Genomic DNA, 18,721 nt, shown 5'->3' on the forward strand with positions numbered 1-18,721 from the left:
TCAGTGGGTGGCCGGCAGCAGGTTTTCCAGCGTGCGGCGGTAGATGTTCTTCAGGGGATCCAGGCTGGCCAGCTCGACGCGCTCGTTGACCTTGTGGATGGTGGCGTTGCAGGGACCGAACTCGATCACTTGCGGACAGATCTTGGCGATGAAGCGCCCGTCCGAGGTGCCGCCCGTGGTGGACAGCTCGGCCGTCACGCCGGTCTCGGCCGCGATGGCCTGCACCAGGGCATCGGTCAGTGTGCCGCGCGGCGTCAGGAAGGGCTCGCCGCCCAGGTTCCACTCCAGGTCGTATTCCAGGCCATGCCTGTCCAGCACTGCATGCACCCGCGCCTTCAGCCCGTCGGGCGTGCTGGCGGTGGAGAAGCGGAAGTTGAACAGCGCGACCGCCGCGCCCGGCACCACGTTGGTGGCGCCCGTGCCGGCGTTCAGGTTCGAGACCTGGAAGGTAGTGGGCGGGAAGTACTCGTTGCCCTGGTCCCATTCGATGCCGACCAGTTCGGCCAGTGCCGGCGCCAGCTGGTGCACGGGGTTGCGCGCCAGGTGCGGATAGGCCACGTGGCCCTGCACCCCCTTGACGGTGAGCTTGCCCGACAGCGAACCGCGCCGACCGTTCTTGCAGGTGTCGCCCAGCACCTGGCCGGACGTGGGCTCGCCCACGATGCAGTAGTCGAGCCGTTCGCCGCGGCGCTGCAGTTCCTCGCAGACGATGACCGTGCCGTCGATGGCGGGGCCCTCTTCGTCGGAGGTCAGCAGCAGCGCGATCGAACCGCCGTGCCGCGGATTCGCCGCCACGAATTCCTCGGCCGCCACCACGAAGGCGGCGATCGAGCTCTTCATGTCGGCCGCGCCGCGGCCATACAGGAAGCCATCGCGTTCGGTGGGCACGAACGGGTCGCTTTCCCAGCTGTCGCGGGGACCGGGCGGGACCACGTCGGTGTGGCCCGCGAACACGGTCAGCGGCGCGGTGTCGCCGCGCCGCGCCCACAGGTTGGTGACGCCGCCGCGCGAGATGGTCTCGCAACGAAAGCCCATGCGTTCCAGGCGCTGCGCCAGCAGTTGCTGGCAATCCAGGTCGTCGGGCGTGACCGACGGCCGGGCGATCAGGTCGCGTACCAGGTCGAGGACGGCGTTGCTCATCAGGCCCTCAGCAGGTCGTTGATGCTGGTCTTGGCACGGGTCTGCGCGTCGACGCGCTTGACGATCACGGCGCAAGCCAGGCTGTGCGAACCGTCGGCCGAGGGCAGCGAGCCCGGCACCACGACCGAACCCGAGGGCACGCGGCCGTACGAGATCTTGCCGGTGGCGCGGTCATAGATCTTGGTGCTTTGCGACAGGTACACGCCCATGGCCAGCACCGAGTTCTCTTCCACGACCACGCCTTCGACGACTTCCGAGCGGGCGCCGATGAAGCAGTTGTCCTCGATGATGGTCGGGTTGGCCTGCAGCGGCTCCAGCACGCCGCCGATGCCCACGCCGCCCGACAGGTGCACGTTCTTGCCGATCTGGGCGCACGAGCCGACGGTGGCCCACGTGTCGACCATCGTGCCTTCGTCGACGTAGGCGCCGATGTTGACGTAGGAGGGCATCAGCACCACGTTGCGGGCGATGAACGCGCCGCGGCGCGCCACGGCGGGCGGCACCACGCGGTAGCCGCCGGCCTTGAAGGCGTGGTCGCCGTACTCGGCGAACTTCAGCGGCACCTTGTCGTAGAACTGCATGGGCGCCTGGCCCATGACGGCGTTGTCCTGCAGGCGGAACGACAGCAGCACGGCCTTCTTGATCCACTGATGCACGACCCAGTCGGCGCCGGTCTTCTCGGCCACGCGCAGGCGGCCCATGTCCAGGGCGTCGAGCGTGTGCTCGACGGCTTCGCGGATCTCGGGGCTGGCGTCGGTGGGGGAGAGGTTGGTGCGGTTCTCCCAGGCGTTTTCGATGGTGGTCTGCAGGTCGAGAGTCATGATGATCCGGTGTCTAGACGGGTTGAAAAGGAATGGTTGGGTGAGGGGTCAGGCGCCCAGGCGCACGAAGCGCGCGATGCGCTCGGCGGCCTGCACGCAGTCCGCCAGCGGCGCGACCAGCGCCATCCGCACGCGGCCTTCGCCGGGATTGGCGCCGTGCGCCTGGCGCGCCAGGAAGCTGCCAGGCAGCACCGTGACGCCGGTGCTGCCGTACAGGTCGCGCGCGAAGGCGGTGTCGGGGCCCGGCGTGGGTGCCCACAGGTAGAACGATGCCTGCGGCCGCCGCACGTCCAGCGCCGATTGCAGGATGGGCAGCACGGCCTCGAATTTCTCGCGGTACTGGCGGCGATTGTCGCGCACGTGCGCTTCGTCGCTCCAGGCGGCTACGCTGGCGGCGGCCACTGCCGGGCTCATGGCGCTGCCATGATACGTGCGGTAGCGCAGGAACGGCGCGATCAGCGCGGCGTCGCCGGCCACGAAGCCCGAGCGCAGGCCGGGCACGTTGGACCGCTTGGACAGGCTGGAGAAGGCCACCAGCCCGCGGTAGTCGTCGCGGCCCAGCCGGCGCGCGGCCTGCAGGCCGCCCAGCGGCGCATCGCCCTCGTCGAGGTAGATCTCGGAGTAGCACTCGTCGGAAGCGATGACGAAGCCGTGGCGGTCGGCCAGCGCGAACAGCTCGCGCCAGTCTTCCAGCGACATGACGTTGCCCGCCGGATTGCCCGGCGAGCACACGAACACCAGGCGGGTCTCGCGCCAGACGTCCTCGGGCACGTCGCTCCAGTTGCCGCCGAAGTCGCGCGCCGGGTCGGCGTTCAGGTAATAGGGGCGTCCGCCCGCCAGCAGCGTCGCGCCCTCGTAGATCTGGTAGAACGGGTTCGGGCACACCACGCGCTGATTGCCGGTGGGGTCGAGTACCACCTGCGCGAAGGCGAACAGCGCCTCGCGCGAGCCCAGCACGGGCAGCACCTGCGTGTCGGCGTCCGGCGCGGGAATGCTGTAGCGATGCGCGAGCCATTGGGCGATGGCCTGGCGCAGGCGCGGATCGCCGTGCGTGGCGGGGTACACCGACAGTCCGTCGAGGCCGTCGCGCAGGGCTTGCACGACGGCCTCGGGCGCGGCATGCTTGGGTTCGCCGATGGACAGATTGATCGGCTGCAAACCGTGCGCCGTGGCCCGCGCCGAGGCCAGCAGCGCACGCAGCTTCTCGAACGGATAGGGGTGCAGAATATCGAGGCGGGGATTCATGGCCCAAGATTTTACCAAGCAAGCTACAATAGCGGGCTTGGCTTTGCGAGGGTGGCGAAATTGGTAGACGCACCTGGTTTAGGTCCAGACGCCGTTAAGGTGTAGGGGTTCGAGTCCCCTCCCTCGCACCAACATCGCCGCATGTCCTCATGGAGGCAAGCATGCAGCACTTCGGATTGCCCTTGCGCCGCCGCGCGCGCAAGCTGGCCGGGCACTATGCCGGCCGCACCGTACAACTGATCGGCGGGCATCCCTACGCCGCCGGCTTTGCCGGCACCCTCATCGCGCTGGCCATGGCCGGCCTCATCGGTTCCATCCTCTACCTGGGCCGCAGCGACGCGCTGGACCGCGCCCGCGACGCGGCCGCCAGCCTCGTCGCCATCATGACCGGCGACCTCGAACGCAACATCGAGACTTACAACCTGTCGCTGCAGGGCGTGGTCGAAAGCGCGCAGCGCCCGGGCATCTGGGAGCTCCCCCCGGACCTGCGGCAAAGCCTGCTGTTCGACCGCTTCACCACCGCCAGCTACGTCAGCGGTGCCTACGTCGTCGACGCCAACGGCGCGGTGGTGGCCTCGCAAAGCCGTCTGATCGACCGCACCGTGCGGCTGTCCGACCGCGACTATTTCCTGGTGCATCAGCGCAGCCCGTCCGTCGGCCTGTACGTGTCCCATCCGTACCGGTCGCGGCTGCGCGGCGGCCTGCTGTCCATTGGCCTGACCCGCCGCATCAACGCGCAGGACGGCAGCTTCGACGGCGTCGCGCTGATGGCCGTGCCCGTGGATTTCTTCCAGCGCCTGGTCGACCGGATCAACACGGGGCGCGCGGGTTCCGCCTTCATCGCGCTGTCCGACGGCACCTGGCTGGCGCGCAAGCCCCTGGTGCACCACGACGTCAGCGCCAGCCATCCGCGCCTGCCCGCGTTCGCCGTCATGGCCACGCACGTGCCCGGCTCCTACGTGGCGCGCTCGCGCGTGGACGGCGTAGAGCGCATCTTCACCTTCGCGCGCGTGCCCGGCAGTCCGCTGATCGCCGTGGTGGCGCCCGCCGTCGACGACGTGCTGGCCGACTGGCGCGAGCGCAGCATCGTGGTGGGCGGGCTGACCTCGGCGCTGGTCGGTCTGTTCATCCTGCTGTCGTGGCTGCTGGCCTTCACCTTGCGCGACAGGGTGCGCACGCAGATCGAACTCGAGCGCCTGGCCGTGACCGACGGCCTGACGGGGCTGAGCAACCGCCGTGCGCTGGACACCCGCCTGGAGCAGGAATGGGCCCGAGCGCGCCGCGGCGGCACGCCGCTGGCCGTGCTGTTCATCGACGTGGACCACTTCAAACGGTTCAACGACACCTATGGCCACGCGGCGGGCGACGAGGTCCTGGCCGCCGTGGCCGAGTGCATCGGCTCGTGCGCACGCCGGCCCGCGGACATGCCGGCACGCTATGGCGGCGAGGAGTTCGCCATGGTGCTGCCCGAACTGACCGCGGAGCAGGCGGCGACGGTGGGCGAGCGCGTGCGCCGCAAGATCCAGGCGCTGCGCGTGGCGCACGAGGGCAGTGCGCATGGCGAGGTCACGGTCAGCGTCGGCGCGGCCAGCTGCATGCCCGCGGCGGGCGGCGGGGTGGAAGACCTGCTGCGCGTGGCTGACGCGCTGCTCTACGAGGCCAAGGCGGCGGGGCGCAACCGGGTGCATTCGGCCACGGCGGCGCAGGCGGTCGCCGGCGTGCCTTGAGCCGTGCCGGCGTCCCAGCACATGTTCGCAGAAACGAGTACACTGTCGACCGACTGGCAGCCCGTTCCGGGGTCGCCTCCAGATATTCCAGCAAGCCATCTTTCCGCAAGACACCCCCGCCACGGGCCACGCCCGTCCGGCTGCACTTCTCTCCATGCAGTACGAATCCCTGTTCTGGTCCATGGCAGCTCTCGTTGCGCTCGCGCTCGTGGGCGGCACGCTGCTGGCCGGACTGCGCTCGCTCGTGCACAGCCTAGCCGGCGTGCTGCTGGGTGCGCTGTGCGTGCTGGCGGTCGTGCTCGCGGTGTCCGGCGAGGGTGAACTCGCCAGCCAGGCCTGGCTGCTCGCGGTAGCCTCCTTCCTGTTCTGTTCGGTGATCGGCACCGCGGCCACGCTGGTGGCGCGCAAGGTGCTGCACCGCATGCGGACGCGCTAGCGTCGCGCTGCTTCCCTCCCTACAAGGCGATATCGATACATGGACATACTCAGCCGCCGCCAGGCCACGCTCGAACACGGCCTGTGCCTGGAAACCACGCTGGACGGCGCCGTCCTGACGGTCTACGTCATGCTGGGCGACGCCGACCTGGAATCGATACCCGCCATCGTGCCGCCCGAGCTGGTGGAGGCGGGCGCCGCCATCCACGCGGCCGGCGTAGATGACGTCGACCAAGCACAGGAACAGATCGATCAGGTGCTCGAAAACGTCAGTCCCGGCGATGTCGCGGTGTTTTTCTGCGCCGACGAGAACAGTTTCGGCGCGGCTTTGGATCTGCTTGGATTACCGATTGATGACTAATATTTGCGTTTACTGATTTGGTGTAATCCTCGACCTGCGTTACCATCTGTCCCCCACCTCAACCGGGGTAGGGACCAGTGGCGTTTTGGATAATTGGGCATTTGTTGCTCACCATGCGTCCCTGTTTCTCTTTGTTGCATTATGGGCACGCATTTTTGAGGATTATGTTGACTTGAGAGGGGAACCTGACGATAGTGTCGGCACACGATCCAGGGTGTTGATGCTTGTACAGTACCTTGCCTTATCGGCGACCGTTCTTGTTCTACTGTCCCCTCCTTGCTTGATTCGTGGTCCCGGGCGCAAGCCCAATTTAAATCTCTAGGAAATACAGTATGGAAACCGGCGTCGTTAAATGGTTCAACGCGGAAAAAGGTTATGGCTTCATCACCCCCGAGTCGGGTGGCAAGGACCTGTTCGCGCACTTTTCTGAAATCCAATCGCAGGGCTTCAAGTCCCTCGAAGAAAACCAGCGCGTCAGCTTCGTGACGGCGATGGGCCCCAAGGGTCCCCAGGCCACGAAGATCACGCCCCTGTAAGGCGAGATCGAAGCCCTGAAAAAGCCCCGCAAGGGGCTTTTTTATTTTCCGCCGCTATTAGTTCCTGTCATTTTCTTATTTACTTGCGGCGTAGCCCGTGAACGCTGCCGTTCATGTGCATTGGTATAAACCCTGAGATAATCGGGCACGCAGTGTCGCATGGGTAATACGGCATAAGCACTGCGCCACGCGGATATTGAAAAATTTGTATTGGCGTGTAACAAAACACCTGGTTGCATACCCATCCCGGTGTCCGTTGACCCCTGCGATGGACGCTCCTAAACTGGGTCGGCGAGATTTTCAAGCAGTGCGGCTGTTTGCTGTTTTGTGCCGGTTGGTACCCGCGTGGGCGGGGCGTCTTTCCTACTTGATGATCTGGCGCTTCCGCGAGCAATCGCTACTAGGTTGAAGGACATATCATGGCAACAGGCATCGTCAAGTGGTTCAACGCCGAGAAAGGCTACGGCTTCATCGTTCCCGATGACGGCAGCAAGGATCTCTTTGCACACTATTCCGAGATCCGCAGCGAGGGCTACAAGTCGCTGCAGGAGAACCAGCGCGTCACGTTCGAGGTAGGCGAGGGGCCCAAGGGTCCCAGTGCCAAGAACATCAAGGTCGCGGCCTGACCGACGCATGGAGGAGGGTGCGGGCCAGCCTGGCGCCGCACGAAGAAATCCCGGCCTGGCGCCGGGATTTTTTTCGACCGCGGGGACGGATGGCGTCAGTGGCGCGCCGGCTTGTCCGCCGCACGGGGCTCATGGGCCGCCGTGGTCAGCCGGTCGACATAGGCAATGCCGATCGCGGAAAGGATGAACAGCGCGTGGATGATGGCCTGCCACATCACGCCTTGCTCGGTGACGCGCGAGCCCTCGGTGCCCAGGTTGCCCACTTCGATGAACGTACGCAGCAGGTGGATCGACGAGATGCCGATGATGGCCATGGCCAGCTTGACCTTCAGCACGCTGGCGTTGACGTGGCTGAGCCACTCGGGCTGGTCGGGGTGGCCCTCGAGCCGCAGGCGCGACACGAAGGTCTCGTAGCCGCCGACGATCACCATCACCAGCAGGTTCGAGATCATCACGACGTCGATCAGGCCCAGCACGATCAGCATGATCTCCAGTTCGCCGAAGCTCGTGGCATGGGTGACCAGGTGCCAGAGTTCCTTCAGGAACAGCATGACGTAGACGCCCTGGGCGACGATCAGGCCCAGGTACAGAGGCAGCTGCAGCCAGCGCGAGCTGAAGATCAGCGCGGGCAGCGGTTGCAGGCGGCGAGGGGTGTGAAGCGACATGATGGTGGGTGCGAGCCGTGTGTTGTAGGAGATGCGAGGCCGATTCTAGCAACCCGGCGAGGTCCCATGTTGCGGTGCGTCACCAGGGGGCAGGAATCCCCCAGGAGGGTGGTCCTGCCGTTTCCGGTAAAATGGTTCGTTTATCGCTAGTCTTCTTCTACTCTCGGAAAATAGGTCTTTTAATGCAGCCTGTGGTTGAAACCCTCTCCGGCCTGGAGCGCCGTGTTGATCTGTCCGTCTCGGTCGCTGACGTCGAAAAGGAAGTCCAGGCGCAATTGCAGCGCGTGGCGCGCACGGCCAAGGTGCCCGGCTTCCGTCCCGGCAAGGCCCCCATCGGCATGCTCGAGCGCAGCCATGGCCCCGGCATCCGCTACGACGTGATCAACGGCCAGGTCGGCCGCGCCTTCGAGCAAGCCGTCGACGGCGCCAAGCTGCGCGTCGCGGGCGCGCCCACCCTCGAACCCAAGACCGAAGGCGTGGCTGAGGACACGCTGGCCTTCACGGCCACCTTCGAGGTCTACCCCGACGTCGCCGTGCCCGACCTGTCGGCGCTGGCCGTCACCCGCACCTCGACCGACGTGTCCGACGCCGAAGTCGAGAAGACGATCGACGTGCTGCGCAAGCAGCGGGCCACGTTCGAGGTCCGCGAAGACCGCGCCGCCGCCGACGGCGACCGCGTCACGCTGGACTTTGCCGGCACCATCGACGGCGTGCCGTTCGAAGGCGGCAAGGCCGAAGGCTTCCCCTTCGTGCTGGGCCAGGGCCGCATGCTGCCCGAGTTCGAAGACGCCGCGCGCGGCCTGAAGGCCGGCCAGACCAAGGTCTTCCCGCTCAAGTTTCCCGATGACTACCAGGGCACCGAGGTCGCCGGCAAGACTGCCGAATTCACCATCACGGTGAAGGAAGTGGCCGAGGGCGTGCTGCCCGCCGTCGACGGCGAATTCGCCAAGTCGCTGGGTCAGGCCGAAGGCGACGTCGAGAAACTGCGCGCCGACATCCGCGCCAACATCGAACGCGAGGTCAAGAACCGCGCGCAAAGCCGCACCAAGGCCAGCGTCATGGACGCCCTGGTCGGTGCCGCCCAGTTCGACGTGCCCAAGGCCTTGATCGACAGCGACACGCAGAACCGCGTGGCCGCCGCCCGCGAGGAACTGAAGCAGCGCGGCGTGCCGAACGCCGATTCGATGCCCATTCCGGCCGACGCCTTCACGGAAGAGTCCACGCGCCGCGTGCGCCTCGGTCTGCTGATCTCGGAACTGGTCAAGCAGGCGCAGCTGCAGGCCAAGCCCGAGCAGGTCCGCGAGCGCATCGAAGAGTTCGCGCAGAACTACGAACAGCCGGCCCAGGTGGTCAGCTACTATCTGTCCGACCGCCAGCGCCGCGCCGAGATCGAGGCCATCGTGCTGGAGGACAACGTCGTGGCCCATGTCCTGGGCCAGGCCAAGGTCACCGACGAAGCGGTGCCTTTCGATCAGCTGATGGGGATGTAAAGCATGCAGAGATTCACCGATTTCTACGCGTCCATGCACGGCGGCTCGTCGGTCACGCCGACCGGCCTGGGGTACATCCCCATGGTCATCGAGCAGTCGGGCCGGGGCGAGCGCGCTTACGACATCTACTCGCGACTGTTGCGCGAACGGCTGATCTTCCTGGTCGGTCCGGTCAACGACGCCACCGCCAACCTGGTGGTGGCGCAGCTGCTGTTCCTGGAATCGGAGAATCCCGACAAGGACGTCTCGTTCTACATCAACTCGCCCGGCGGGTCGGTGTATGCGGGCATGGCCATCTACGACACCATGCAGTTCATCAAGCCCGACGTCTCGACGCTGTGCACGGGGCTGGCGGCCAGCATGGGCGCGTTCCTGCTGGCGGCGGGCAAGAAGGGCAAGCGCTTCTCGCTGCCCAACTCCCGCATCATGATCCACCAGCCTTCGGGCGGCGCCCAGGGCCAGGCCACCGACATCCAGATCCAGGCTCGCGAGATCCTGGACCTGCGCGAGCGCCTGAACCGCATCCTGGCCGAGAACACCGGCCAGCCGGTCGAGCGCATTGCGGTGGACACGGAGCGTGACAACTTCATGTCCGCCGAAGATGCGGTATCGTATGGTCTGGTTGACAAGGTTCTGACGACCCGTGCGGACGTCTGATTTCCCGGAAGCTCCAACCCCGGACGTTTGAATCCCCGGGGGCCGCAACCAGTCCCCGGTCCGCACTGCCGTCATTTTTCGAGTAAGCGTTGGATGTGTCGCCGCCCAGGCGGCGGACGCATCCGGCTCCAGAGAAACGAAACACTTATGCCTGAAAAAAAGGGATCGGCAGACGCAAAGGTGCTGCATTGCTCGTTCTGCAACAAGAGCCAGCATGAAGTCCGCAAGCTGATCGCAGGTCCGTCCGTATTCATCTGCGATGAATGCATCGACTTGTGCAACGACATCATCCGCGAGGAGGCCCAGGCCACCGCGCGCGCCGCGATTCGCTCCGAGCTGCCCACCCCGGCCGAGATCAAGACGTTCCTTGACCAGTACGTCATCGGCCAGACTTCGCCCAAGCGCATGCTTGCCGTGGCTGTCTACAACCACTACAAGCGCATCCGCCACGGCGAGATCAAGGGCGACGAGGTCGAGCTGTCCAAGAGCAACATCATGCTCATCGGCCCCACCGGCTCGGGCAAGACGCTGCTGGCCCAGACGCTGGCGCGCATGCTGAACGTGCCGTTCGTGATGGCCGATGCCACCACGCTGACGGAAGCCGGCTATGTGGGCGAGGACGTCGAGAACATCATCCAGAAGTTGCTGCAGAACTGCAACTACGATGTCGAGAAGGCGCAGCGCGCCATCATCTATATCGACGAAATCGACAAGATCTCGCGTAAATCCGACAACCCGTCCATCACCCGCGACGTGTCGGGCGAGGGCGTGCAGCAGGCGCTGCTGAAGCTGATCGAAGGCACCATCGCCTCGGTGCCCCCGCAAGGCGGGCGCAAGCACCCCAACCAGGACTTCGTCCAGGTCGATACGACCAACATCCTGTTCATCGTGGGCGGCGCCTTCGACGGGCTGGAGAAGGTCATCCGCGACCGTACCGAGAAGTCCGGCATCGGCTTCTCGGCCGCCGTCCGGGCCAAGTCCGAACGTGGCGTGGGCGAGCTGTTCAGCGAAGTCGAGCCCGAAGACCTGATCAAGTTCGGTCTCATCCCCGAGCTGGTGGGCCGCCTGCCGGTGGTCGCCACGCTGGACGAGCTGGACGAGGCTGCCCTGGTGCAGATCCTCACCGAGCCCAAGAACTCGCTGGTCAAGCAGTTCCAGAAGCTGTTCGCCATGGAAGGCGCTGAGCTGGACGTGCGGCCGGGGGCCATGAAGGCCATCGCCCGCAAGGCGCTCAAGCGCAAGACCGGCGCGCGGGGCCTGCGTTCCATCCTGGAAGGCGCGCTGCTGGACACCATGTACGACCTGCCCTCGCAGGGCAACGTCAAGCGCGTGGTGTTGGAGGACGGCGCGATCGAAGGCGAGGGCAAGCCACTGCTGATCTACGCCGACGACCAAGGCGAAGCCGACTCCAAGCCGTCGCGTGGCGAGGTCCGCAACGCGGCGGCCTGATCCCCGAACGTTTTCCGCGACGAGCCATACCCATGCGCGACGCATGGGCATGGCTTTCGATAAAAAGGGCTTTTTTGCCCTTCAAAGCGGCAAAAAACCCTAAAAAACCCGTCATGCACGGGTTTTTTTGCATCTGTCGGTGGCATCGCCCACGGTCGCTTGAATTTTCGGCTATTGTTCCCATATCAGACGTAACCGATGGGCCCATCGACGTCGATAGGCCCGTCTTCGATACGCCGAGTCAACCGAGGAATTCCTATGTCTGCCAGCCAGACCCTGCCTTCCGAACCCATCGACCTCCCGCTGCTTCCGCTGCGCGATGTCGTGGTGTTTCCGCATATGGTCATCCCGCTGTTCGTCGGCCGCCCGCGCTCCATCCGCGCGCTCGAGGTCGCCATGGAGGCGGGCAAGAGCATCATGCTGGTCGCCCAGAAATCGGCCGGCAAGGACGATCCCACCCCCGAGGACGTCTACGAGATCGGCTGCGTCGCCGGCATCCTGCAGATGCTGAAGCTCCCCGACGGCACCGTGAAGGTGCTGGTCGAGGGCACGCAGCGCGCCCGCATCGACAGCATCCAGGACGTCGAGTCGCACTTCACCTGCCAGGTCACGCCCATCGAGCCGGATGCCAGCCAGGGCTCCGAGACCGAGGCCCTGCGCCGCGCCATCGTGGCCCAGTTCGAGCAGTACGTGAAGCTCAACAAGAAGATCCCGCCCGAGATCCTCACCTCGCTGGCGGGCATCGATGACGCCGGCCGTCTGGCCGACACCATCGCCGCGCACCTGCCGCTCAAGCTCGAGCAGAAGCAGGCCATGCTCGAGATCACGGGCACGTCGCAGCGCCTGGAGGGCCTGCTCACGCAGCTCGAGACCGAGATCGACATCCTGCAGGTCGAGAAGCGCATCCGTGGCCGCGTCAAGAAGCAGATGGAGAAGAGCCAGCGCGACTACTACCTGAACGAACAGGTCAAGGCCATCCAGAAGGAACTGGGCGAAGGCGAAGAGGGCGCTGACCTCGAAGAGCTGGAAAAGAAGATCATCGCCGCGCACATGCCCAAGGAAGCGCGCAAGAAGGCCGATGCCGAGCTCAAGAAGCTCAAGCTGATGTCGCCCATGTCGGCCGAGGCCACCGTGGTGCGCAACTACATCGACACGCTCATCAATCTTCCCTGGAAGAAGAAGAGCAAGATCAACAACTCCATCGTCAACGCCGAGAAGGTGCTGGACGACGACCACTACGGCCTGGAGAAGGTCAAGGAACGCATCCTCGAGTATCTCGCGGTGCAGCAGCGCGTGGACAAGGTCAAGGCGCCGATCCTGTGCCTGGTCGGCCCTCCGGGCGTGGGCAAGACCTCGCTGGGCCAGTCCATCGCCAAGGCCACGAACCGCAAGTTCGTGCGCATGGCCCTGGGCGGCGTGCGCGACGAGGCCGAGATCCGCGGCCATCGCCGCACGTACATCGGCTCGATGCCCGGCAAGATCCTGCAGAACATGAGCAAGGTCGCCGTGCGCAACCCGCTGTTCCTGCTGGACGAGATCGACAAGCTCGGCATGGACTTCCGTGGCGATCCATCGTCGGCCCTGCTCGAGGTGCTGGATCCGGAACAGAACCACACGTTCCAGGACCACTACATCGAGGTCGACTTCGATCTGTCCGACGTCATGTTCGTGGCCACCAGCAACACGCTGAACATTCCGCCGGCCCTGCTGGACCGCATGGAAGTGATCCGCCTGTCGGGCTACACCGAGGAAGAGAAGATCCACATCGCCCGCGACCATCTGCTGCCCAAGCTGATGAAGAACAACGGCGTGAAGGAAGCCGAGCTGTCGGTCGACGACAGCGCGCTGCGCGACATCGTGCGCTACTACACCCGCGAAGCCGGTGTGCGCGCGCTCGAACGCGAGATCGGCAAGATCTGCCGCAAGGTCATCAAGAAGCTGCTGACCCAGTCTGACAAGGGTGAAGAGGCCGTGGTCACCCCGGTCACGGTCGACGCCGAGAACCTGAACGAGTATCTGGGCGTGCGCCGCTACACGTTCGGCATGGCCGAGAAGGAAAACCAGATCGGCCAGGTCACCGGACTGGCCTGGACGGAAGTAGGCGGCGACCTGCTGACCATCGAAGTCGCCGACATGCCGGGCAAGGGCAACATCCAGCGCACCGGCTCGCTGGGCGACGTGATGAAGGAATCGGTCGAGGCGGCCCGTACGGTGGTGCGCTCGCGCGCCCGCCGCCTGGGCTTCGCGGACAGCGTGTTCGAGAAGCACGACATGCACGTGCACGTGCCCGAGGGCGCCACGCCCAAGGATGGTCCGTCGGCCGGCATCGCCATCACCACGGCGATGGTGTCCGCGCTGTCGCGCATTCCGGTGCGCGCCGACGTGGCGATGACGGGCGAGATCACGCTGCGCGGCGAGGTCCTGCCCATCGGCGGCCTGAAGGAGAAGCTGCTGGCGGCCCACCGTGGCGGCATCAAGACGGTGCTGATCCCCGAGGAAAACGTGAAGGACTTGGCCGACATCCCGGACAACGTCAAGAACTTCCTCGAGATCGTGCCCGTGCGCTGGATCGACAAGGTTCTCGAGCTGGCGCTGGAGCGCCTGCCCGAGCCGTTGTCCGACGACGAAGCCGTCAAGGAACCCCTGGTGGCCGCCAAGCCGGTCGAGCCGTCCAGCTCCAGCGATCAGATCAAGCACTGATCGGGCATGCATGTCGGCCACCGGCAGGTGGCCTGTCTTGCAGGGCACGCGTCGCGGCATCGTCCGCGACGCCCATGAAATAGCCGCTCATCGAGCGGCTATTTTTTCGTGCAGGTCATGCCTTGCGCATGGGCGGGGCATTTCGATGGCCGCCTGATTGCCGGCCGCTCACCGCGCAAGCGCTGTGTCCGGCAGTCCGGACGCCATTCCTTTCCGCTCAGGCGCCCAGCGCCAGGATCTTCGGCTGGCTGGGCACGATGCGCATGCCGATCGTGTTGATGCCGTTCTGGGTGTTGATCGACGTCAGCCGCGTGGTGGGCGCGCAGCGGTTCAGGTAGGTGAACGCGCCAGTGCGCGGCGTGGACGGTCCCATGACCAGGTGCGAGATCACGCCGGTGGCGATGCCGGGGTTGTCGCCGTTGGTGATGGGGGTGATCGTGAACAGGTTATGGACCGGCGCGAAGCAGTGCAGGATGTTGAAGCACACGGGTATGGCCGTGGGGCCCAGCGCAATGTCGGGATAGGGGATCGGGATCAGCGCCGGCGGCGTCAGGCAGACGTCGGGAAAGCCCAGGTCCACGCCGAACATCTGTGTGTTGGTAAACATGTGTGGTCTCCTAAATGCTGTTGCCGTGGCCGGCGCTCCAGAGCTCTGCCTCGTACAGCGCGGGATCGGTCGCCAGCACGCCGGGGCGCCTGAGCAATGCATCCGAGTCCATCAACGCCCGGTGGAACTTGGTCCGGCTGAAGGCCGACTTGGCGAAACTGCTGCCGTTGACGTCGGCATATGAGAAATCCGTGTACTCCAGGTCGCAGTCGTCGAACCGCGCGTCCTTCAGCAGCGCCTTGTGGAAGACCGCCTGCTTCAGCGAGGTGCCGGTGAAATCGGCGTGGTCGGCCTCGCACTCGACCCATAGCGACGCATCCAGCCGGGCGTTCCTGAACGACGCGCCGGCCGCCTTGGCATAGGGGAACAGCGCATTGTTCGCGCTGGCCGAGTCCAGCCGCGCCCCGGCCAGGTCGCAGCCCTTGAAGCTGCTCTGCGTCAGGTCGCTGCCCGTTAGGTCCACGCCGTGCAGGTTCGCATCGATGAACTGGCACATCACCATGGACTGGCGCGGCATCCGCAGGCCGTGCAGGTCGGATTCGAAGAACACGGTCTTCTCGAACGCCACGTCCTCGAATTCGCAGGCGCTCAGGTCGGCCTGGTGGAACGTGAACTGCGAGAACGTCATCGACTCGAAGCGCGTGCGGTCCAGCCGCGAGCAGAAGAACACGGCGTGGTCGTTAACGATGTCGTTGAACACGGCGTCCGTCAGCGTGCAGTGGCGCAGGGTGGTGAACCCCAGGTTGCTGTCCGACATCCGGACGGCCGAGAGGTCGCAATCGTTCAGGATGGCGTGCGTCAGGGCCACGCGCGTGTAGCGTCCATCGCCCATCCGGCATTCGTTGAAGATGGCCTTCTGCAGCGTGCAGTCCTTGAAGACGGCGCCGGTGAAGTCGCAGCCGGTGAAGGTGGCCTCGGCCAGGTTGCAGCCGTCGAAATCGCAGGCGGAAAAATCGACGTGATCGAAGCTCGTCGCGGACAGGTCGGCGCCAGCCAGGCGCAGGCCGGCGAAGCGCTGGTCCGAGACCGGTTCGCCGTACTGGGTCTTCTCGAGCAGTTCGTCCAGGGTCATCACGAGGCCTTTGCCTGCCGCAGGGGATACAGGTTCACTTCCTTCTTGTACGCGCCATCCAGTGCCGTGCTGTCGTCCATCTTGCCCAGGGCGAAATTGGTGCGGAACAGGTTGGCCACGCTGAGGTCGGCGTGCCGCAGGTCGGCCGCCTTGAAGTCGCTGCCCATCAGGTTCGCGTGGGAAAGGTCCGAATGCACGAGCGTGGCCCGCGTGTACAGGCTGTTGGCGGCGCGGCTGTTGCGCAGGTTCGCGTTGCTGAGGTCCGCCAGGGAGAAGTCGCACAGCTCGATGCGGGCGTCCTCGAAGTTCACCGACTGCATCGGCGTCTCGCGGAAGTTGCACTGCTTGAGGCTGGACGACTCGAACGAGCAGGCGTCCAGCCGGGTCTGGTGCACGAACGCGGTGTTGCTGATCTGGCAGCGATGGAAGAACACGCTGGACAGGGTCGTGATGAAGAACGAGCCGCCGTCCAGGTGGGCGCCGTCGAACACCGTGTCGGCCAGCCTGCCGTTCTGGAACGACACCTTTTCGAAGCGCACGTCCTCGAGGCGGCAGTCCGACAGGTCGGCCTCGTTGAAGATGCTCATGCGGAAATGGGCGCCGCCCAGCAGTCGGCATTTCAGCAGGCGCACCTTGTTGGGCATCAGCGAGTCGAACAGGCCGCCCTGGATCACGCATTCCTCGAAGTCCGCGTTCTCGATCACCGATTCCTTGAATGCGCAGTTCTCGAAGCACACGTTGTACAGCTTGGCCAGCGACAGGTTGGCGCGTTCGAAGGTGCAGTTCACGAACCTGCTGTTGGACAGGTCGGCGCGCGCCAGCACGCACTCCGTGAAATCGCAGTCCCGGAAGGTGCAGTCGGACAGGTCGCTGTTCTCCAGGAACGAGCGGCTGAAGTCGGCGTTCTCGAAGCCGAGCTTGGGCAGGGCGCACCCGGTCAGGTCCAGTTCCGACAGCGATTCGCCGCGCTGGTATTTTTCCTGCACCAGTTCGCGGATGATGCGGTTCTGCTCGGTGTCCAGCTTCAGGGCGGCATCCTGCCAGTGCGCCGAATACAGATAGCTCTTGTGCAGCAGCGGCTTCATCGAGCGCATCTGGCGCTGGAAGGCGGGCTCCTGCGTCCAGGCCGTGGCCTCGCTCGTGTTCGTCTGCGGGTTCCTCTTCACGAACTCCGCATACTCGGGCGGCTGCCTGTAGTCCGCGGGCGCCAGCGGCTCGGCGTCGCCGACCAGCTTGCCGAGCAGGCTGAAATCGACCTCGCCGGTGCCGGGCTTGACCAGCGACGCCAGCATGTCCGGCTGGCCCAGCAACTCCAGCAGCGCCTTGGGCGGGCCGGAGGGCCGGCTGTCGGTGTCGGGCACGGGCATGCCCTGTCTTTCGTACTGCGCCTTCAGGTCCGCGCTCTGGCGCTCGAGCTGTTCCTTCAGCCTGGCGGCTTCCTCTTTCTGCTTGGCCATCTCCCTGGCCAGTTCGGGCAGGTCGCCCGGGCCGTAGCGGCGCTCCGGTCCGTGCAGGTCGGGCAGGAATTCGTCCGGATCCTGGCCGTAGCTGGCGATCTCCTGGCGTTGCTGCGCGACCATCCTGTGCTTGTACAGCTGCGACTTGATCCAGGTCGGCGTCTGGTACACGGCATCGGTGTCGACGTACACGGAACCCAGGATCGACGCGGTGATCAGCTCGTCGTCGCACATCACGTGCATGCCGCCCGTTTCCGGGTCCTCGCGCAGGCGCATGATGTCCGCATAGTGCTCCGCCGGCCGTTCGGCGCCCTGGGCTTCCAGCGCGGACATCAGGCTGAGCACGTCGCTGGCGTCGTCCTCTTCCACCTCGATGTTGCCGTGGTAGATCAGCAGCACTCTTTCCTGGTGGGGCACGAACCAGGCCGTCGTGGCGCGCATTTCGACTTCGTCGATGGCGGGCGCCTGGCCGTCCGCCGCCTTCCTGCGGATGAAGGCCCGCGCGTGCCAACGCGGCAGCGTGCCTTCCCAGCACCGCAGGGCAGGGTGCATGTTCCAGATGGCAAAGGCCTCGCCCAACGGCAGCTCGGCGCGGTCAGGCCAGCGCTGGTCGGGCTCGGCGGCATTGAAGATCAGGGGATTCATGTCCGGGAAGAAGCCCGGAAACTCTTCCATCTTCCAGCGTTCGGAATACGTGCCCATCAGCCCGAAGCGCCGCGGGTACATCATGTTGATGGGGCCGAGGCTGTAGGGCGTGCCGTTGCGCTGGCCGCGCTGATAGCGGTCGGTGCCATGCTCGATGTTGGGATAGCGCACCAGCCTCTGGCCGTTGACGTCCACGGGCTCGATGCCCGTGCCCGCGGGGTTCTCGGCGAAGGCCGGGCCGCCGAACGCGCGCGACCAGCTCATCGGCATGCTGTCGAAGGGCGCCGGATCGGTCGGACGGTCGCCGATCAGGTAGCGGTCGCCGAATACCAGCAATTCCTTCTGCAGGCCGCCGACCTCGGCGCGCACCATCACCTTCGTCTTGTCGTCCTGATGGGCGGTGTAGGCATGGCCGCCCACCAGGAACTCGGGCACGGTCTTGGGCAGTACGTGGTCGATGACGCCGTCGCAGTCCAGCTCGGGCATCACTTCGCGCCAGACTTCCATGTCGGTCAGCAGCTTGGGCGCGCGCGGGTCTCGCAGGTCGGCCAGCGCGAAGATCGCCACGGACAGGAAATTGCGCTTGCGCCAGGAATAGGGGCGATGCAGCGAGGTCAGGCGGAACGGCTTGATGGTTTTCATGGGCCTGGGCGCCGGCGCCCTCAGAACTGCAGGAGGAATTGATCGGTGTTCTTGGGGTCGACCAGGATGGAGATCCGCTTGCCCGGACGCACGGACGCCAGGGCCTGGTAGGGAATGGGCTGCTTCACTTCGTGCGAATGCTCTTTCCCGTTGACGGAATACCTGACGTTGACGCGCATGACGGGCACTTCGTTCACGTACGACGAGGTCTCCTGGACGCTGACGATGGAACCCTGCGCCCGGACCCCTTCCTTGTCCAGGCGCGCCAACAGCGCGTCCTGGCGGACGTAAGGGTGCAACATGAACAGGTAGATCCCGCCGACCACCAGGGCGCTGAACAGCATGCCGCCGGCCGTGCCATAGTCCGCGCTGTACGCAGCCCAGGCCGCCCAGATCAACAGGGCGGCCGTCAGCGTGATCATCAGGTATTTGACCCACTGCATCCG

At 65.5% G+C, this 18,721-nt stretch carries 17 protein-coding genes and 1 tRNA gene; 10 read left to right on the top strand and 8 right to left on the bottom strand.

Translation table 11 applies throughout. From position 1 onward, the window contains the following. The 3 genes from dapE to dapC are packed head-to-tail and all read right to left on the bottom strand — an operon-like array spanning position 1 to position 3,206. Positions 1–1,143, bottom strand: coding sequence for a succinyl-diaminopimelate desuccinylase (dapE, locus tag FS845_RS09400; protein WP_144634558.1), 1,143 nt, complete (start codon positions 1,141–1,143; stop codon positions 1–3). Next, the gene (gene dapD / locus FS845_RS09405) at positions 1,140–1,961 is read right to left on the bottom strand and encodes a 2,3,4,5-tetrahydropyridine-2,6-dicarboxylate N-succinyltransferase (protein ID WP_144633447.1); all 822 of its coding nucleotides are present in this window, start codon (positions 1,959–1,961) and stop codon (positions 1,140–1,142) included. Before dapD ends, dapE begins: the two co-directional genes overlap by 4 nt. Before the next feature lie 48 nt (positions 1,962–2,009). Next, entirely contained in the window at positions 2,010–3,206 is a 1,197-nt protein-coding gene (dapC, locus tag FS845_RS09410) for a succinyldiaminopimelate transaminase (RefSeq protein ID WP_186332220.1), read from the bottom strand. Positions 3,207–3,251: 45 nt separating this feature from the next. On the opposite strand from dapC, the gene FS845_RS09415 reads away from it, so the two are divergent. From FS845_RS09415 to FS845_RS09440, 6 genes are all read left to right on the top strand, one after another. Next, positions 3,252–3,337: transfer RNA gene (locus FS845_RS09415), tRNA-Leu, on the top strand. 30 nt (positions 3,338–3,367) lie between these two features. After that, positions 3,368–4,933 (top strand): sensor domain-containing diguanylate cyclase, encoded by a 1,566-nt coding sequence (locus FS845_RS09420; RefSeq protein ID WP_144633453.1) that lies wholly within the window; start codon positions 3,368–3,370, stop codon positions 4,931–4,933. A gap of 154 nt (positions 4,934–5,087) precedes the next feature. Continuing rightward, positions 5,088–5,369, top strand: coding sequence for a hypothetical protein (locus FS845_RS09425; RefSeq protein ID WP_144633456.1), 282 nt, complete (start codon positions 5,088–5,090; stop codon positions 5,367–5,369). Positions 5,370–5,408: 39 nt separating this feature from the next. Further along, positions 5,409–5,729: a hypothetical protein gene (locus tag FS845_RS09430; protein ID WP_144633459.1), complete on the top strand. Its 321-nt coding sequence runs from the start codon at positions 5,409–5,411 to the stop codon at positions 5,727–5,729. Between the two features lie 332 nt (positions 5,730–6,061). Next, on the top strand, positions 6,062–6,265 hold the full coding sequence (locus tag FS845_RS09435) for a cold-shock protein (protein ID WP_066130314.1): 204 nt from the start codon (positions 6,062–6,064) through the stop codon (positions 6,263–6,265). Positions 6,266–6,684: 419 nt separating this feature from the next. Continuing rightward, positions 6,685–6,891 (top strand): cold-shock protein, encoded by a 207-nt coding sequence (locus tag FS845_RS09440; protein WP_144633462.1) that lies wholly within the window; start codon positions 6,685–6,687, stop codon positions 6,889–6,891. Between the two features lie 95 nt (positions 6,892–6,986). Here FS845_RS09440 and FS845_RS09445 read toward each other — a convergent pair whose 3' ends face one another. Continuing rightward, positions 6,987–7,556, bottom strand: coding sequence for a TIGR00645 family protein (locus tag FS845_RS09445; protein WP_144633465.1), 570 nt, complete (start codon positions 7,554–7,556; stop codon positions 6,987–6,989). A gap of 182 nt (positions 7,557–7,738) precedes the next feature. On the opposite strand from FS845_RS09445, the gene tig reads away from it, so the two are divergent. The 4 genes from tig to lon all read left to right on the top strand — a co-directional run bounded on the left by tig (position 7,739) and on the right by lon (position 13,852). Then, positions 7,739–9,046, top strand: coding sequence for a trigger factor (gene tig / locus FS845_RS09450; RefSeq protein WP_144633468.1), 1,308 nt, complete (start codon positions 7,739–7,741; stop codon positions 9,044–9,046). 3 nt (positions 9,047–9,049) lie between these two features. Beyond that, positions 9,050–9,703 (top strand): ATP-dependent Clp endopeptidase proteolytic subunit ClpP, encoded by a 654-nt coding sequence (clpP, locus tag FS845_RS09455; protein ID WP_066415548.1) that lies wholly within the window; start codon positions 9,050–9,052, stop codon positions 9,701–9,703. 147 nt (positions 9,704–9,850) lie between these two features. Beyond that, on the top strand, positions 9,851–11,152 hold the full coding sequence (clpX, locus tag FS845_RS09460; RefSeq protein WP_144633471.1) for an ATP-dependent Clp protease ATP-binding subunit ClpX: 1,302 nt from the start codon (positions 9,851–9,853) through the stop codon (positions 11,150–11,152). Between the two features lie 258 nt (positions 11,153–11,410). Next, positions 11,411–13,852 carry an endopeptidase La gene (lon, locus tag FS845_RS09465; protein WP_144633474.1) on the top strand — a complete coding sequence of 814 codons (2,442 nt, stop codon included), beginning with the start codon at positions 11,411–11,413 and terminating at the stop codon, positions 13,850–13,852. Positions 13,853–14,069: 217 nt separating this feature from the next. On the opposite strand, the gene FS845_RS09470 is transcribed toward lon, so the two are convergent. The 4 genes from FS845_RS09470 to FS845_RS09485 are packed head-to-tail and all read right to left on the bottom strand — an operon-like array spanning position 14,070 to position 18,718. Beyond that, positions 14,070–14,459 (bottom strand): DUF4150 domain-containing protein, encoded by a 390-nt coding sequence (locus FS845_RS09470; RefSeq protein ID WP_144633477.1) that lies wholly within the window; start codon positions 14,457–14,459, stop codon positions 14,070–14,072. 10 nt (positions 14,460–14,469) lie between these two features. Beyond that, complete coding sequence (locus tag FS845_RS09475) at positions 14,470–15,531, bottom strand: pentapeptide repeat-containing protein (protein ID WP_260986246.1); 1,062 nt, start codon at positions 15,529–15,531, stop codon at positions 14,470–14,472. Then, the gene (locus FS845_RS09480; RefSeq protein ID WP_144633483.1) at positions 15,531–18,275 is read right to left on the bottom strand and encodes a DUF2169 domain-containing protein; all 2,745 of its coding nucleotides are present in this window, start codon (positions 18,273–18,275) and stop codon (positions 15,531–15,533) included. Before FS845_RS09480 ends, FS845_RS09475 begins: the two co-directional genes overlap by 1 nt. Positions 18,276–18,295: 20 nt before the next feature. Beyond that, entirely contained in the window at positions 18,296–18,718 is a 423-nt protein-coding gene (locus FS845_RS09485) for a DUF3592 domain-containing protein (RefSeq protein ID WP_144633486.1), read from the bottom strand. Positions 18,719–18,721: the final 3 nt, after the last annotated feature.

The organism is Bordetella genomosp. 13 (genome assembly GCF_007679965.1).
Classification (GTDB): domain Bacteria; phylum Pseudomonadota; class Gammaproteobacteria; order Burkholderiales; family Burkholderiaceae_B; genus Bordetella.